The organism is Corynebacterium glyciniphilum AJ 3170 (assembly GCF_000626675.1).
Classification (GTDB): domain Bacteria; phylum Actinomycetota; class Actinomycetes; order Mycobacteriales; family Mycobacteriaceae; genus Corynebacterium; species Corynebacterium glyciniphilum.
Genome location: NZ_CP006842.1, coordinates 2,982,979 through 2,998,208, shown reverse-complemented (window position 1 = coordinate 2,998,208; position 15,230 = coordinate 2,982,979). Strand labels below are relative to the sequence as shown.

Here is a 15,230-nt window from a genome sequence, read left to right as displayed (position 1 = left end):
AGTAGAACCCGCTGGCGGATCGGACGCACCGGAAGCGGCAGAAGCCTCCGCGTCTGATGCCTCTGATGCTGCCGACGTCTCCGCAGCCCCGGAGGACCCCACCGTGACCGCCGCGCGGGAGGAGTTGGCGCGGGCGGAGGCCGAGCAGGCAGACCTCGCCGCCGCCACGAAGGCGGCAGAAGCGGCGGCGGACGCGGACCCCGATAACAAGGACCTGTTCTCCGCGGCCAGGAAAGCGCGCTGGAATGAGCTTAAAGCCGGCAAGGCAGTTCAGAAGGCAGCGAAGGCACTCGAGGACGCCGAGGCTGCCGCGCCACCGCCCCCGCGGGAACTCACCGACGAGGAGAAGGCGGACCGCGCCGCCCCGAAACCCCAGGGTCAGTGGCTCATTGACGGCAAGAAGCCGCTGAACAACGATGAGCGCATCAAGCAGGACGATGCCGGTCTCGCCGTCGCCGACCGCGTCCGGGAGATCTACGCCAAGCAGGGCTTCGACTCGATCCCCGCAGAGGACCTCGCACCCCGCTTCAAGTGGATCGGCATGTACACCCAGCGTCGCCAGGACATGGACGGGGAGCAGACCAGCCTGCTGTCCAACGCTGAACTGCAGGATCGTTACTTCATGATGCGCATCCGGTTGGACGGCGGCATGATGAGCAGCGAGCAGATGCGTGTCATCGGCGGTATCTCGACTGACTTTGCCCGCGGCACCGCAGACTTCACCGACCGGCAGAACATTCAGCTCCACTGGATCCGCATCGAGGACGTCCCCGAGATCTGGGACCGGTTGGCGTCGGTCAACCTGGACACCTTCTTCGGCTGCGGTGACGTTCCCCGTGTCATCCTCGGCTCGCCGGTCGCCGGCATCGCCAAGGACGAGATCATCGACGCGTCCCCGGCGATCAAAGAGATCAAGGAGAACTGGCTCACCCGCGACGAGTTCGCCAACCTGCCGCGCAAGTTCAAGTCGGGCATCTCGGGATCGGTCCGCCAGGACATCACCCACGAGATCCAGGACATCTCCTTCATCGGCTCCGAGCATCCGGAGAAGGGCCCGGGTTTTGACGTGTGGGTCGGTGGTGGCCTGTCGACCAATCCGATGCTGGCCCAGCGCCTCGGTGCCTGGGTGTCGATCGACGAGGTGCCGGAGGTCTGGTGCGGTGTGGTCCGTATCTTCCGTGACTACGGCTACCGCAAGCTGCGCAACCGGGCACGGTTGAAGTTCCTCGTCGCTGACTGGGGTATCGAGAAGTTCCGTCGCATCCTGGAGGACGACTACCTCGGACACAAGCTCACCGACGGCCCCGAGCCGGAGGTCTTCCCGGGGTACCGCGATCATGTCGGAGTGCACGAACAGAAGGACGGCAGGTTCTACGTCGGCGTGAAGCCCACCGTCGGGCACACCGAGGGCGACCAGTTGCAGCGGCTCGCTGACCTGGCTGAAGCGCACGGTGTCACCGATCTGCGCACCACTCCGGACAAGGAGCTGATCTTCCTCAACGTGGAGGCGGACGCTGTGGACGGTCTGCTTGAGGCGCTCGACGCCGAGGGGCTCTCCGCCCGGCCCTCGTCCTTCCGTCGCGACATCATCTCCTGCACCGGCCTGGAGTTCTGCAAGCTTGCCCTGGTGACCACCAAGCAGCGTGCGATCACCCTGACCGATCAGCTGGAGGAGCGTCTGGGTGACCTGGACGTCCCGTTGAAGATCAGTCTCAACGGCTGCCCGAACTCGTGCGCGCGGACCCAGGTCGCCGACATCGGGTTGAAAGGACAGATCGTCACGGACGACGACGGCAACCGCGTGGAGGGTTTCCAGGTTCACCTCGGCGGCGCGATCGGTATGCACCCCGACTTCGGCAAGAAACTGCGCGGACACAAGGTCACCTCCGCCGAACTGGACGACTACATTGTGCGCGTTGTGGAGCACTACAAGGACCAGCGGGACGAGGGAGAGCAGTTCCGTGACTGGGTGCTGCGTGCCGATGAGGCCGTCCTGCAGTAGCCCGCTACACCCCCGCTACACCATGGATGACATGAATGGATGACACGAACTCCCGGATCCCCGGGAAGACCGCACACCCCAACCCGAGGAGGGCGACCGTCATGAACTGCCCGTACTGCACATCGGAGAACCTCTTCCCCGACATGGAGACAGACAACGCCTGGCAGTGCCGCGACTGCTGCCGGGTGTTCTCGGTGAAGCTGCACGGACACATCGACCGCGGTGTCTGAGCCGGGCTCTGAGCCGGGGTTGTGCCGGGTCGGGCAGTGTAGGGCACCCTTGCCCGTACTGTAGGCTCAACCGTCATGGCGGGAGATGCGGAGACAGACAGTACCGGGCACGACACGATCAGATCCGGTGTCCTGCGCAGCTCTCCCTCGAAACTCCCGGACCCCGCCGACCGTCGCTGGCTGCTGAAGCTCGCCGTCGCCCAACGGCCGGTCCAACTCATCGCCTCCCTCGGGATGCTGGTGGGGTTCATCTGCAACGCCACCACATCCATTGTGGTCGGACGTGCCATCGACGATGCCGTGGCCACCGGACGGTGGAACCGGTTGGCACTGTGGGTCACTCTGCTGGCAGGACTGTTCCTGCTCAACGCCGTGGCGGTCTGGCTGGCGCGGCGGTACACGGAGATCACCCTCCAGCAGCTCAGCCATGACCTTCGCACCACGGTCACCGACCGGATCCAGGACCCGCGGGGGATCAGCAGCGCCAATGGACGGGAACGTACCGCCGGCGGGCTGCTGTCGATCGCGAGCACGGACGCGAACAAGGCAGCGGAAATCGTGGTGATGACCGTCTTCCCGATCGCCGAACTCGGCTCGATCCTCTATGTCGCCGTCGTGGTGCTGTCGATCCACTGGCAGCTCGGTCTCGCCGTACTGATCGGGGCCCCGCTGGTCGTGGCACTGTCGGTGCGGGCCGCCCGCCCGTTGCGTGGCCGGGCCCAGGCCCGCCAGCAGGCTCTGGCACAGGCGGCGGCCGTCGCTGCGGATGCGGTCCAGGGGCTGCGGATCGTCAAAGGCCTGGGCGTGGTGCGCACCATGCGCCGTCGGTACCATGGCTATTCATCCAGGGCCCTGGATGCGACGGTGCGGGCCAATGCCGCCGAAGCGCGGTTGACGATGGTCACCGAGTCCGTCGGGGCGATCTACGTTGTCGCCATCGGCGTGACCGCCGGATGGATCGCCCTGCACGACGGCCTGAGCGTGGGGCAGCTGATCACCGTCGTGGGGCTGTCACAGTATGTCGTCGTCCCGATGACGATGCTCGGACGTAACTTCGCCACCCGTGTGGCGATCTCGTCGGCGTCGGGTCGCCGCGTGCGGGAGGTTCTCACCGCCCCCTACGCCACCCCGGACGAAGCGTCGGATGCAACGACGGATGCGGTGCTGGCGGCGTTGCCTGCCGGGGTGACCGTCGTGCGGGGGGCCGGCGGTGAGCGCCACCCGTCTGCGGTGACTTCGGTGGCGACGTCGGCGCTGCTCCGGCTGCCGCGTCACCGCGTGACCGTGGCCCCGCACGGGGCGGACCTCTTCGACGGTCCCCTGCGCGACAACGTCCACCCGGACCCGGCGGTGGCTGTCCGCGCCCTCGAGGTCGCCGACTGCTCCGACATCCCCGGGGGACCGGAACGGTCTGTGGGGGAGGGAGGACGGCGGCTCTCCGGTGGCCAGCGGCAGCGCGTCGCCCTTGCGCGTGCCATCGCGGCGGACCCGGAACTGCTGGTGCTGACCGACCCGACCACCGCGGTGGACTCCGTCACCGAACAGCACATCGCCGAGCGTGTCGCGGCCCTCTACGCCGGTGGCGGTCGACCCGGGCACCGGGTCCTGGTCATCAGCGACGCGCCTGCCTGGCATGTCGCCGCGGCGCATGAACTCACACACGCCGAATTCGCCGCCGTTGTCGGGTGCGCCGATCTCACACCTGCCTCCGCCGCAACCGGGACGGGGGCGCGATGAGGGCGGCATCCCTGACCAGCCCGAAGACCGACGGCGGGGACGACCCTGTCCGGACGTTCCCTCTCGCCACCTGGGCTCAGGCGCGGCGGGAGGTTCTCGCCCAGGCGAGGAAGGTTCCGCGGGCCCGTCGGCAGGCGCTCGTCGCGTTCCTGCTGCTGGCGGTCGGATCCACCTGCACCGTGACCGTCCCACGCCTGCTGGGGCGCATTGTCGACATCGTGTCCTCGGCAGCGGGGTCGGCGTCGGGGGAGCTGGTGCAGGCGGAGGCGGATCTGTGGCGCACCGCCGGACTGATGGTCGTCGTCGCGGTCAGCGCCGGAGTATTCAACGGTGCCGGTTACTTCATTCTCGCCCGGCTGTCGGAGCGCCTCATCGCGAACCTGCGTGAGGAGATGGTCGGTACTGCGCTGGGACTGCCCATGCACACGGTCGAGGACGCCGGCACCGGCGATGTCGTCAGTCGGTCGACCGATGACGTCGCCCAGGTGTCGGCGGCGATCATGGAGGCGTTGCCGATCCTGTCGGGCGCGGTGTTCGTCATCGGTGCCACGGCCGTCAGCCTGGTGACGGTGGACTGGCGCTTCCTGCTGATCATCCTGGTGGTGTCGCCGGTGTACTGGTTGGCGGCCCGGTCCTACCTGCGTCGTGCACCGGCACTGTACGCCGCGGAGCGGGCGTCGATGGGGCTGCGGGCGCGGCGCGTCCTTGAGGCCATCCACGGCCGGGCCACGGTACGTGCCTTCCGTATGGAGGATGAGATGCATGAACGCATCGCGGACTCCTCCCGCCAGGTCATGACCAATGCGGTCAACGCCAACCGGGTCATGGTCGTGTTGATGAACAAGATGCTCATCGCAGAGCTGGTGATGCTGGCGACGGCGATCGTCCTCGGATTCATCCTCGTCGACAACGGTGTCCTGCGTGTCGGCGCGGTGACCGCGGCAACGCTGATGCTCATCCGGGTCCGTGGGCCGTTGCAGCAGATCATGCGGGTGCTCGACGTCGCGCAGTCCGGTTACGCCTCCCTGGCCCGCATCGTGGGTGTCACGGTGGATCCGCCCCGTCCGGTGCCGGACGCCGGGGCGCCCGAGGCGCGGGGTGAGGTGCGCCTGCACGGTGTGGACTTCCGCTACCGGGACGACTCCTGGGCCGTGGAGGACGTCACGTTCACCATCGAGCCGGGTCGGACCGTCGCTCTCGTCGGGTCATCCGGTGCGGGCAAGACCACGGTGGCGACGCTGCTCGCCGGGCTCCGGGAGCCCACCGCCGGCACGGTGACGGTGGACGGGGTTCCGGTGACGGCCCTGTCCGACGACGAACGTGCGGCCCGGCTGGCGCTGGTGTCGCAGGAGGTGCACACGTTCTCCGGGACGCTGCGGGACGACTTGGGTCTGGCGGTGGACGGGGACGCCTCTGAGGTGACCGATGACGAGCAGCTTGTCGACGCACTCGCCGCCGTCGGTGCCGTCGACTGGTTCCGTCAGCTGCCAGACGGGCTGGACACGGTTGTCGGTGCCCGTGGCCTGGTGCCGGATCCCGTGGTGGCGCAGCAGATCGCGTTGGCCCGGGTCCTTCTCCGTGATCCGCGGGTCGTCGTCCTCGATGAGGCGACCGCGGAGGCGGGTTCGGCCGGTGCGCAGGCGTTGGAGGCTGCGGCCCGTCGACTCACCGAGGGGAGGACGGCACTGACGGTGGCGCATCGTCTGGACCAGGCGCGTCTGGCGGATGAGGTGCTGGTCATGGAGGACGGCAGGATCGTGGAGCAGGGGACCCACGAGGAACTCGTCGAGGCAGGGGGGCGCTACGCGCAGCTGTGGGAGGTCTGGTCGCAGGGGCGGTAACAGGGGAGGGGGAAGGGCTGGTGCGTGCACGCGCGGGGGATTTCACGGCGAATGGAACCCGGCAACGTACGGTTCCACGGGTGTCTCAGTGGCCTTTACAGACCTCTCGGTCTAGGCAATAAGTGCGTCTTTACCAGTGTAGACAATTCTTCTTTGTGTCCATACACGAAATTCTGGTTGCTCAGGGGAGGTCTCTGCTCTAGTCTGGTGACTCATACCGCAGACCGACCGGTCTGTTGGGCGCCGGTCGGAACGTGACGACGACAGCCTGACACCGTAATCCCCGACTGAAGAAGAGCAGGAATGACGAACACAGGACCAGACGTCGGATTCGCGACGCTCACCGGCCTGATCGGAGTGTCCGGCACCAAGGACGGGCAGGACGCAGAGGGCCACCGGGATCTCCGGGACCCGGAGGTCAGCCCGTCCGACGCCCCGACGACGACAACGCACCTCAGCGACGAGCAGACTGCCGCACACCAGGCGCTCGTCGACGAATGGAACGAGAAGCTTGACGGCGCCAGCGCCGAAGAGATTCTCGACTGGGTCAACCAGCACGTCACCGGCACGGTCGCGGTGACGATGTCCATGCAGGACACCGTCCTGGCGGAGCTGACCGAAGGTCGTGTCCACGACGCCGAGATGGTCTTCCTCGACACCGGCTACCACTTTGACGAGACCCTCGACGTGGCGCGCGACGTCGACGCGCGGTACTCGCTGCCGCTGCGCACCGTCGAACCGGTCTATTCCGTGAAGAAGCAGGACGAGGTCTACGGCCGGGACCTGTACAAGCGCAGCCCCACAGCCTGCTGCCGGATGCGCAAGGTCGAGCCCCTCGCCCGGATGCTCAACCCCTACGAGGCATGGATCTCCGGTGTGAAGCGGGTGGACAGCGCGTTGCGCAAGGACACCCCGATCCTCGACGTCGACCGCACCGGACGACTGAAGATCAACCCCATCGCCGCATGGACCGACCAGGACGTCGAGGACTACATCGAGTCTCACGACCTGATCATTCACCCGCTGACCACGCAGGGCTACCCCTCCATCGGCTGCGCCACCTGCACGATGCCGGTCGCACCCGGCGAAGACCCCCGTTCCGGCCGTTGGGCCAACTCCTCCAAGACAGAATGCGGACTCCACCTGTGACTACTGCGACAGAACGCCCCACACCCAGCGCCGACCCCAGTGCCGACCTCAGCCCCCACCTGGCCAGTCTCGAAGCCGAGGCCATCGAGATCCTCCGTGAGGTCGCCGGCCAGTTCGAACGTCCCGCGCTGCTGTTCTCCGGCGGCAAGGACTCGGTCGTCGTCCTGGAACTGGCCAAGCGAGCCTTCGCCCCGGCGGCGGTGCCCTTTGAGCTGGTCCATGTCGACACCGGCCACAACTTCCCCGAGGTCATCGAGTTCCGCGACCGTGTCGCCGAGGATCCGCGCATCAGCCTGCATGTCGCCCACGTGCAGGACTGGATCGACTCCGGTGCCATCCAGGAGCGCCCCGACGGCACCCGCAACCCGCTGCAGACCGTCCCGCTCGTCGAGACGATCCAGGACCGCGGGTACGACGCCGTCCTCGGTGGTGCCCGCCGCGACGAGGAGAAGGCCCGCGCCAAGGAGCGTGTCTTCTCCGTGCGCGACTCCTTCGGAGGCTGGAACCCTCGTCGGCAGCGCCCGGAACTCTGGGGTCTCTACAACGGCCGTCACCAGGCCGGTGAGAACATCCGTGTCTTCCCGATCTCGAACTGGACCGAGGCCGACATCTGGGACTACCTGCGGGCACGCGACGTGGAGATTCCCGGCATCTACTACTCCCACGACCGCGAGGTCTTCAACCGCGGCGGCATGTGGCTGACCGCCGGTGAGTGGGGTGGGCCGGCCGAGGGCGAGACCGTCGAGACGAAGACGGTGCGCTACCGCACCGTCGGCGACATGTCCTGCACCGGTGCAGTTCTCTCGGACGCAGCCACCATCGACGAGGTCATCGATGAGATCCGCCTGTCCACCACGACCGAACGTGGCGCCACCCGTGCTGACGACAAACTCTCCGAGTCCTCCATGGAGGACCGCAAGAAGGAAGGCTACTTCTGATGACCGCTCCGACCGCCACACTGGAGGCTCCCGTGAACGACACAGACGCGTCGGCCACTCTGCCGACGCTGCGACTGTGCACCGCCGGCTCCGTCGACGACGGCAAGTCCACCTTCGTCGGACGCCTGCTGTACGACACCAAGTCCATTCTCGCTGACCAGTATGAGGCGGTGGAGCGGGTCTCGACTGCCAAGGGTCTGGAGAACCCGGACCTTTCCCTGCTGGTCGACGGGCTGCGTGCGGAACGTGAACAGGGCATCACCATTGACGTGGCTTACCGTTACTTCGCCACGGACAAGCGTTCCTTCATTCTCGCCGACTGCCCGGGCCATGTGCAGTACACCCGGAACACCGTCACCGGCCTGTCGACCTCTGACCTGGTCATCGTGCTCATCGATGCCCGTAACGGCGTCATCGAGCAGACCCGTCGGCACCTCACCGTCGCCGCGATGATGAAGACGTCGCACGTCGTCGTCGCCGTGAACAAGATCGACGCTGTCGACTTCGATGAGGGGGTTTTCCGTTCCATCACCTCCGAGGTCCGTGAACTCGCAGAGGACCTGAAGCTTCCCAAGATCGATGTGGTGCCGACCTCCGCACTGCTGGGTGACAACGTCGTCTCCCCGTCGGAGAACACGCCCTGGTACGGCGGCCCCACCGTCCTCGACATTCTGGAGAACGCCCGCCCGGCACGCGTGAACGCCGGCAAGGTCCGCGGACTGCGTTTCCCGGTGCAGGTCGTCATCCGCGACCACGCCACCGACTACCGTGGCTACGCGGGACGCTTGACGTCCGGCGCGATCGCCGTCGGTGACGAGGTCACCGTCGGCGGCCGGGACGGTCGGACGACCACGGTCGTCGGCATCGACGGTCCGGCCGGTGAGCAGGACCGTGCCGAGCGCGGCGAGTCCGTCACGCTGCGACTGGCCGACGACATCGACATCTCCCGTGGCGACCTCATCGCCTCCGAGGTGGAGGGCGACCCGGCTCCCGCCCCGTCCACCTCGGTCAGCGCGTTGGTCTTCCAGCTTGCCGAGACCCCGGTGAAGGTGCGGGGTAACGTGCTGCTGCGCTACGGTTCCGCCACCGTGCGTGCGCGGGTCGACGAGATCGTCAGCCGCGTCCACATCCTCGATGAGAACGAGACAGGCGAGGACGGCGACCTGGGTACCGAACTCGCACTCAACGACATCGCCGAGGTGCGCGTGACCGTCGCCGAACCGCTCCCGTTCGAGGCCTACCGCCGTGGCGGACGCGTCGGATCCTTCCTGCTGATCAACCCCGGTACCGGTGACACGCTCACCGCCGGACTGGTCACCGAGAGCACCCGGGCCTGAGTGACGGATCACTGATGCCCACCACCGTCCGTTCCGGCCTGATGCCCCCCGTCGTGTGCCTGGCACACGGCTCCCGGCATCCGGAGGCGGACCGGACGGTGGTGGACATCGCCCGTGCCGTCGCTGAACTGACCGGACGCGACAGCAGGGCAGCCTACCTGGACTTCTCCCCGTTGACACCGACGACGGTCGCAGAGCTGCTGGCGGCGGAGGGGTATTCCGAGGCTGTCGTCGTGCCACTGCTGTTCACCACGGCATTCCACATGACCACCGATGTTCCTGAGGCGTTGGCCCAGGCGACGGCATCGACCGGTGTGAAACTGCGGCAGGCAGAAGGGATCGGTACCGGCGACGATCTCGTGGATGTGCTGGTCTCCCGGATCGTCGCACGGGAACAAAGTGATGCGGTCGACCACGTCGTCCTCTACTCGGTGGGATCCAGTGTCACCGGGGCCAACGACCGCGTCGCCGATCTGGCAGACGCCGTCGGACGTCGACTCGGCGTGACCGCCCGGTCACTGGTCGCCACCGGGGGGCCCGGCACCGGGGCGGAGGCGCTGGCGGCCCACGTCGAGGATGCTGCCCGGGAGGGTGCCGACCGAATCGTGGTGGAACCGCTGTTCATCTGCCCCGGCACGCTGTGGGACAAAGCTGTCCGGGCTGTCCGGGCTGTCCGGGCCGTAGCGCCGCTCCGCAGCTCCTCAGCCGCTCGCTCCGTGACGGTCGGGGAACCTCTCGCGACCGACGTCGCCCCACTCATCGCTGCACGACTCATTGACCACCCGACGCCGGACGAAGGGACGACCCGATGAAGCTGCTCTTGTTCGCCGTCGCCGGCCTGATGGCTCAGCTGGTCGACGGGGCCCTCGGTATGGCATTCGGCGTGACCGCCACGACGATGCTGATTCTCTCGGGGACCGCTCCCGCACAGGCGAGCGCCGCGGTGCACTTCGCCGAAGTGGGGACGACACTGTTCTCCGGGATCGCCCACTGGCGCCTCAACAACGTCCACTGGCCCACCGTCATCTTCCTCGGCATCCCCGGTGCAGTCGGTGCGTTCATCGGCGCAACCGTGCTCGCGGGGCTGTCCGCGGAATCTGCTGAACCCGTTGTCTCGACGCTGCTGCTCCTGCTGGGGGCATACGTCCTGATCCGCAGCATTCTCGTGCCGTGGAAGAAGACGGCCGCGGCGGACGGTGCGCCGGCGTCGGCCACCCGCCGATCCCGCCTCGGTCTGGTCACTCTGGGGCTCGGCGGAGGATTCCTCGACGCCTCCGGTGGTGGTGGGTGGGGTCCGGTCACCACCTCGACACTGATGAGTGTGGGGCGTAGTGAACCCCGCAAGATCATCGGCACGGTCAACACCGCCGAATTCCTCGTGGCCGTGGCAGCCTCCGTCGGATTCATCATCGGGCTCGACCGCGTACACGAATCCTGGCAGCCGGTCCTCGGCCTGCTCATCGGCGGACTCATCGGCGCGCCGATCGCCGCCTGGATCGTGACGGTCATCAAGCCGGATATCCTCGGCGGCATCGTCGGAGCGGTGCTGGTGGGGCTCAACGGCACCCGGGTGAGTGTCTCACTCGGATGGTTCGGCGGCCTGCTGACCTCGGTGGTCGTGGCGGTGTGTCTGGTCGCCGTGATCCGTGGTCTCCGTGGGCGCCGGGCTGCGGCACACCGGGCGGGGGACGACGACCCGCAGGACGACACGTCCGACTCGTCCGACACGGTAGTTATCGCCGTAGATGCACCCCGGTGAGATGAGGTCGGGACAGAACGCCGGTTTCACCCCCGCGTGAGTGGGATAAGACACAGCAATGGGGGTATTGAGACCATAGAGACAGTGCTGCGTTGGTCGGTGTCAGTGATTCACGGCACAATGGGGGAGGAACATCCCCACGCTCCGGGATCGTCACCACGCACCGGACGTGACGGGGACCGTCAACCATGTAAGGAGACCCCGTGACCGTTCGAGCAGTGCTCAGCCCGATAGCCACCGCCGCAGGACGCCGAGACGAACTGATCACCAGCCTGTCAGGCCAGGTGACCGACATCTTCGAGACTCTCCGTCCCGCGGCGCCGGACTTCGGTGCCGCCCTCGAGACCGCACTGTCCAGCGACGTGGACGTCCTCGTCGCGACCGGTGAGCCCATGTTCGACTCCCGGTTGGCGGCCGCTGCCGGAGTCGCCCACTTCCTCATCGCGGCAGGGGAGCAGGACCACCTTCAGCTCCAGCAGGTCTCGGGCCAGCTGGTGCGCTCGGGACGCGAACCGCGCGGCATCTCCCTGCTCGACCGCCCCCAGGCCTCGTCCTCCGCGCTGGAATCCGAGGGGACGGCGGTACCGTTCGTCGCCCTGGACTCCGTCGCTTCCGCGGAACCCGGCACACCCGTCATCGGCCCGGAATCCTTCGAACGCAATCTGATCATCCAGGCCAGGGCCGCCAAGGCGCACATCGTCCTGCCCGAGGGAGGTGACGACCGCATTCTTGAAGCAGCGCACCAGCTGCTCGCCCGCCGCGTGTGCGACCTGACGATCCTCGGCGATCCGAAGGCCATCGCCGCCCGGGCACATGAACTCGGCTACGACCTGAGTTCCGCTACCCTCACCGACCCGACCAGCGGGGGCGACCTGGAACGGTTCGCCGAGGAGTTCGCCACGCTGCGTAAGTCCAAGGGCGTGAGCATCGACGATGCGCGCGAGACCATGAAGGACATCTCCTACTACGCCACGATGATGATCCACCTCGGCATGGCCGACGGCATGGTCTCCGGCGCGGCCCACACCACCGCGCACACCATCAAGCCCAGCTTCCAGATCATCAAGACCTCGCCGGAGGCGTCCATCGTCTCCTCGATCTTCCTCATGGTTATGGACGGGGTCCTCTGGGCATTCGGAGACTGTGCGGTGAACCCCGACCCGACTCCGGAACAGCTCGCCGAGATCGCGGTGGTCTCGGCGAAGACCGCTGGTCAGTTCGGTATCGACGCCAAGGTCGCGATGCTGTCCTACTCGACCGGCAGCTCCGGCGCGGGCGAGGGCGTCGAAGCCGTGGCAGAGGCCGTCACCATCGCCCGGGAAAAGGCCCCCGACCTGGGTATCGACGGCCCGCTGCAGTTCGACGCGGCCGTCGTGGATTCTGTCGGTCAGAAGAAGATGCCGGGCTCTGAGGTGGCCGGCAAGGCCACCGTCTTCGTCTTCCCCGACCTCAACGCCGGCAACATCACCTACAAGGCAGTGCAGCGCACCGCCGACGCCCTCGCCGTCGGGCCCATCCTGCAGGGTCTGAACAAACCGGTCAACGACCTGTCCCGCGGGGCGACCGTCCCCGACATCGTCAACACCGTCGCCATCACCGCCATCCAGGCCGGAAACTAACCGAAAGGCCAGCACACATGACCAACTATGTCCTCGTCCTCAACTCCGGCTCCTCGTCCATCAAGTTCCAGGTCCTCGACCTGAACGCTGACCCGCAGGATCCTCCGTTCCTGTCCGGCCTCGTCGAACAGATCGGTGAGAACCGTGGGCACATCAAGCTGGTCACCGAAGACCAGACCATCGAGGACCGTCGCTCGATCCTGAGCCACTCCGTCGGCCTGGAGCGTGCTTTCGGCATGATGTCGCTGCTCGGAGCCGGACCCCAGGACCTCGACATCTCCGCGGTCGGGCACCGTGTCGTCCACGGTGGCTCGAAGTTCTCTGAACCGGTGGTGATCACCGACGAGATCGTCGACGACATCCGTTCACTGATCCCGTTGGCGCCCCTGCACAACCCCGCCAACATCGACGGTATCGAGAACGCCCGGACGCTGCTGCCCGACGTCAAGCACGTCGCTGTGTTCGACACGGCTTTCTTCCACAGCCTCCCGGAGGCGGCGTCCCGCTACGGCCTCAACCGTGAGGTCGCCGACCAGTACCACATCCGGCGTTACGGCTTCCACGGCACCAGCCACCAGTACGTCTCCGGCCTCGTCCCGGGGATTCTGGGGAAGGACGCCGATGACATCAACCAGATCACCCTGCACCTGGGCAACGGTGCCTCCATGGCAGCGATCCGTGGTGGCAGCCCCGTCGACACGACAATGGGACTGACCCCCCTGGAGGGGCTGGTCATGGGCACGCGTACCGGCGACATTGACGCCGGCATCATCTTCCACCTCTACCGTGAGGGAAAGATGACCATCGACGAGATCGACACCCTGTTCAACAAGCGCTCCGGCCTCAAGGGGCTGGCGGGTGCGAACGACTTCCGCCTCCTCCAGGAACTGATCAACGAGGGCGATCAGAATGCCCAGGACGCCTATGACATCTACGTTCACCGCGTGCGGCGCTACGTCGGTGCGTTCATGCTGCAGCTGGGCCGCCTCGACGCGGTGGTGTTCACTGCCGGTGTCGGCGAGAACCATGTGGGCATCCGTCGCGACACCATGGCAGAGCTGGAGAACTTCGGTATCAGCATCGACGAGTCACGCAACAACAACGACGAGGGCGTCGAAGGGCCGCGGGTGATCTCCTCCGACGATTCCACCGTGAAGGTCCTCGTGGTGCCGACGAACGAGGAGCTCGCGATCGCCCGCGCCGCGAAGGAACTGTCCGAGATGTAGTCGGTGACAGCCGACGAGTGCCACCGATTACGCCTCGTCTGCGGTTGCGCGCGATAAAACCGCAGGTCGTCGTTCCTCCATGTTGCGAGGAGGCGTAATCGGCGACATCGCGCTGTGGGGGTTGTAGAGTCGTCACCGTTATCCGCGGGGGACGACGGGGGAGTTCATGGGGTATCAGGGGCACGCGCTCGACAGCGACATTATCCGTCAGTGGTCTGCTTCCACGCGGGTACACCGCACAATCCGTCCGGATACCTTGGAGAATCACTGTGGCCGCGCCCGCGGGGTTCGTGCCGATGCCTTCACTGACGTCGGTGGCTTCTGGATTCCGACGGCGGCGGTTCGAAACGCTGGCGTCGTGAAACTCGGTGCCCGTGAGCATCCGAGGGGAATAGCCTATGACCTGGAGGCACTGACCAGGGCCCGGCTGACCCACCTTGCCCACCCCGGATGGACCGGCGCCGCGTGGAGCGCAGCCTCAGTCTGGGGGCTGCCGTACTTCTGCGATGACGCGGACACGTGTGTTCTCTCCGGAGGCGACCGTAGAATCGCGGCGCATGCCGGAGAGACCACCCGGCATCGTCGCGCGGGCTGGATGACGGACCTGCCGTCGGTCGTCAATGTTGACCCGGAGTTTCCCCGGCTGCAGGTGACGTCACCCGTGCTGACGATCATCCACTGCCTCCGGTCCCTCCGCTCCGGCGAGCATTCCTGGTCTGTTCTGCCAGGCACTGGGATGGACGATGTGACGGTGCGGTCTGTGCAGTTCATTGACGCGGCCTGCCAGCTGTTCAGTATCGATCCGGTGCTGCTAGTGGACGCGTGTGCCGGCCTGTACCCACGGCGTGACCTGCGGAGGATGGTGTCCTTCGCCGATCGTGGTGGAGAGTCACCGATGGAGACATTCCTGCGTCTTCAGATATACGGGCTGTTCGGCAGTGAAGTGGCTGACCGGTTCATCCCTCAATTGGTCGTGTGCTCTGACGGGACGACCTCGGATCCCGTGCATACGGGGGAGAGGGTTACGGGACGGGTCGCCGCGAGGGTCGACCTGGGATGTGCAGAGTGGAAGCTGGCTCTGCAGTATGACGGCGCCGACCATCTTGCGCGGAACAGGCGGGACACCGATTCGCGGATCGGTGCTGAACTGGCGAATCTGGGATGGCATGTACTGCGGCTGACCTACGGTCACCTGAAGGAGCCGGAGTTGTTGCGTCGCACGCTCGCTGACGGGATCATGCTGGCCCGGCGTCGGCTACGGTGACGGACCCCCGGTGTCGCGTGCACAGGTGGGGTGCGCGTCACCGATTACGCCTCCTCGGCGAGACGATGGACGGTGACCTGGTGTTTTGTTGTCTGCGTTCCGCAGCCTAGGCGTAATCGGTGACAGCC

At 66.7% G+C, this 15,230-nt stretch carries 12 protein-coding genes; all 12 read left to right on the top strand.

The window, feature by feature from the left end; all coding sequences use genetic code 11:
• Positions 1-214 precede the first annotated feature (214 nt).
• The 12 genes from CGLY_RS17845 (at position 215) to CGLY_RS13950 (ending at position 15,102) form a co-directional block, all read left to right on the top strand.
• Positions 215-2,002: a nitrite/sulfite reductase gene (locus CGLY_RS17845; protein WP_407080813.1), complete on the top strand. Its 1,788-nt coding sequence runs from the start codon at positions 215-217 to the stop codon at positions 2,000-2,002.
• Positions 2,003-2,037: 35 nt separating this feature from the next.
• Positions 2,038-2,232 (top strand): hypothetical protein, encoded by a 195-nt coding sequence (locus CGLY_RS14000; RefSeq protein WP_038550210.1) that lies wholly within the window; start codon positions 2,038-2,040, stop codon positions 2,230-2,232.
• 75 nt (positions 2,233-2,307) lie between these two features.
• Positions 2,308-3,969: an ABC transporter transmembrane domain-containing protein gene (locus CGLY_RS13995; RefSeq protein ID WP_081803943.1), complete on the top strand. Its 1,662-nt coding sequence runs from the start codon at positions 2,308-2,310 to the stop codon at positions 3,967-3,969.
• Positions 3,966-5,810, top strand: a complete 1,845-nt coding sequence (locus CGLY_RS13990; protein ID WP_052540255.1) for an ABC transporter ATP-binding protein — start codon at positions 3,966-3,968, stop codon at positions 5,808-5,810. Before CGLY_RS13995 ends, CGLY_RS13990 begins: the two co-directional genes overlap by 4 nt.
• 303 nt (positions 5,811-6,113) lie before the next feature.
• Entirely contained in the window at positions 6,114-6,959 is an 846-nt protein-coding gene (locus CGLY_RS13985; protein ID WP_038550209.1) for a phosphoadenylyl-sulfate reductase, read from the top strand.
• Positions 6,941-7,897, top strand: a complete 957-nt coding sequence (gene cysD / locus CGLY_RS13980) for a sulfate adenylyltransferase subunit CysD (RefSeq protein ID WP_227590292.1) — start codon at positions 6,941-6,943, stop codon at positions 7,895-7,897. Before CGLY_RS13985 ends, cysD begins: the two co-directional genes overlap by 19 nt.
• Positions 7,897-9,234, top strand: coding sequence for a sulfate adenylyltransferase subunit 1 (locus tag CGLY_RS13975; RefSeq protein WP_038550207.1), 1,338 nt, complete (start codon positions 7,897-7,899; stop codon positions 9,232-9,234). Before cysD ends, CGLY_RS13975 begins: the two co-directional genes overlap by 1 nt.
• Positions 9,235-9,248: 14 nt before the next feature.
• Positions 9,249-10,046 (top strand): sirohydrochlorin chelatase, encoded by a 798-nt coding sequence (locus CGLY_RS16875; protein WP_227590291.1) that lies wholly within the window; start codon positions 9,249-9,251, stop codon positions 10,044-10,046.
• Positions 10,043-10,993, top strand: a complete 951-nt coding sequence (locus CGLY_RS13965; protein WP_038550206.1) for a sulfite exporter TauE/SafE family protein — start codon at positions 10,043-10,045, stop codon at positions 10,991-10,993. The genes CGLY_RS16875 and CGLY_RS13965 overlap by 4 nt, the downstream gene beginning before the upstream one ends.
• A 203-nt stretch (positions 10,994-11,196) precedes the next feature.
• Positions 11,197-12,612, top strand: coding sequence for a phosphate acetyltransferase (gene pta / locus CGLY_RS13960; RefSeq protein WP_038550204.1), 1,416 nt, complete (start codon positions 11,197-11,199; stop codon positions 12,610-12,612).
• A gap of 17 nt (positions 12,613-12,629) precedes the next feature.
• Positions 12,630-13,838 carry an acetate kinase gene (locus tag CGLY_RS13955; protein WP_038550203.1) on the top strand — a complete coding sequence of 403 codons (1,209 nt, stop codon included), beginning with the start codon at positions 12,630-12,632 and terminating at the stop codon, positions 13,836-13,838.
• Between the two features lie 166 nt (positions 13,839-14,004).
• Positions 14,005-15,102, top strand: a complete 1,098-nt coding sequence (locus tag CGLY_RS13950) for a PDDEXK family nuclease (protein ID WP_052540253.1) — start codon at positions 14,005-14,007, stop codon at positions 15,100-15,102.
• The last annotated feature ends 128 nt before the right edge of the window (positions 15,103-15,230 follow it).

What these genes read in the sequence shown, in the direction of transcription:
- CGLY_RS14000 (WP_038550210.1), top strand. Translation starts at nt 2,038, where the DNA reads ATGGATGACACGAACTCCCGGATCCCCGGGAAGACCGCACACCCCAAC.
- CGLY_RS13995 (WP_081803943.1), top strand. Translation starts at nt 2,308, where the DNA reads ATGGCGGGAGATGCGGAGACAGACAGTACCGGGCACGACACGATCAGA.
- CGLY_RS13990 (WP_052540255.1), top strand. Translation starts at nt 3,966, where the DNA reads ATGAGGGCGGCATCCCTGACCAGCCCGAAGACCGACGGCGGGGACGAC.
- CGLY_RS13985 (WP_038550209.1), top strand. Translation starts at nt 6,114, where the DNA reads ATGACGAACACAGGACCAGACGTCGGATTCGCGACGCTCACCGGCCTG.
- cysD (WP_227590292.1), top strand. Translation starts at nt 6,941, where the DNA reads ATGCGGACTCCACCTGTGACTACTGCGACAGAACGCCCCACACCCAGC.
- CGLY_RS13975 (WP_038550207.1), top strand. Translation starts at nt 7,897, where the DNA reads ATGACCGCTCCGACCGCCACACTGGAGGCTCCCGTGAACGACACAGAC.
- CGLY_RS16875 (WP_227590291.1), top strand. Translation starts at nt 9,249, where the DNA reads ATGCCCACCACCGTCCGTTCCGGCCTGATGCCCCCCGTCGTGTGCCTG.
- CGLY_RS13965 (WP_038550206.1), top strand. Translation starts at nt 10,043, where the DNA reads ATGAAGCTGCTCTTGTTCGCCGTCGCCGGCCTGATGGCTCAGCTGGTC.
- CGLY_RS13955 (WP_038550203.1), top strand. Translation starts at nt 12,630, where the DNA reads ATGACCAACTATGTCCTCGTCCTCAACTCCGGCTCCTCGTCCATCAAG.
- CGLY_RS13950 (WP_052540253.1), top strand. Translation starts at nt 14,005, where the DNA reads ATGGGGTATCAGGGGCACGCGCTCGACAGCGACATTATCCGTCAGTGG.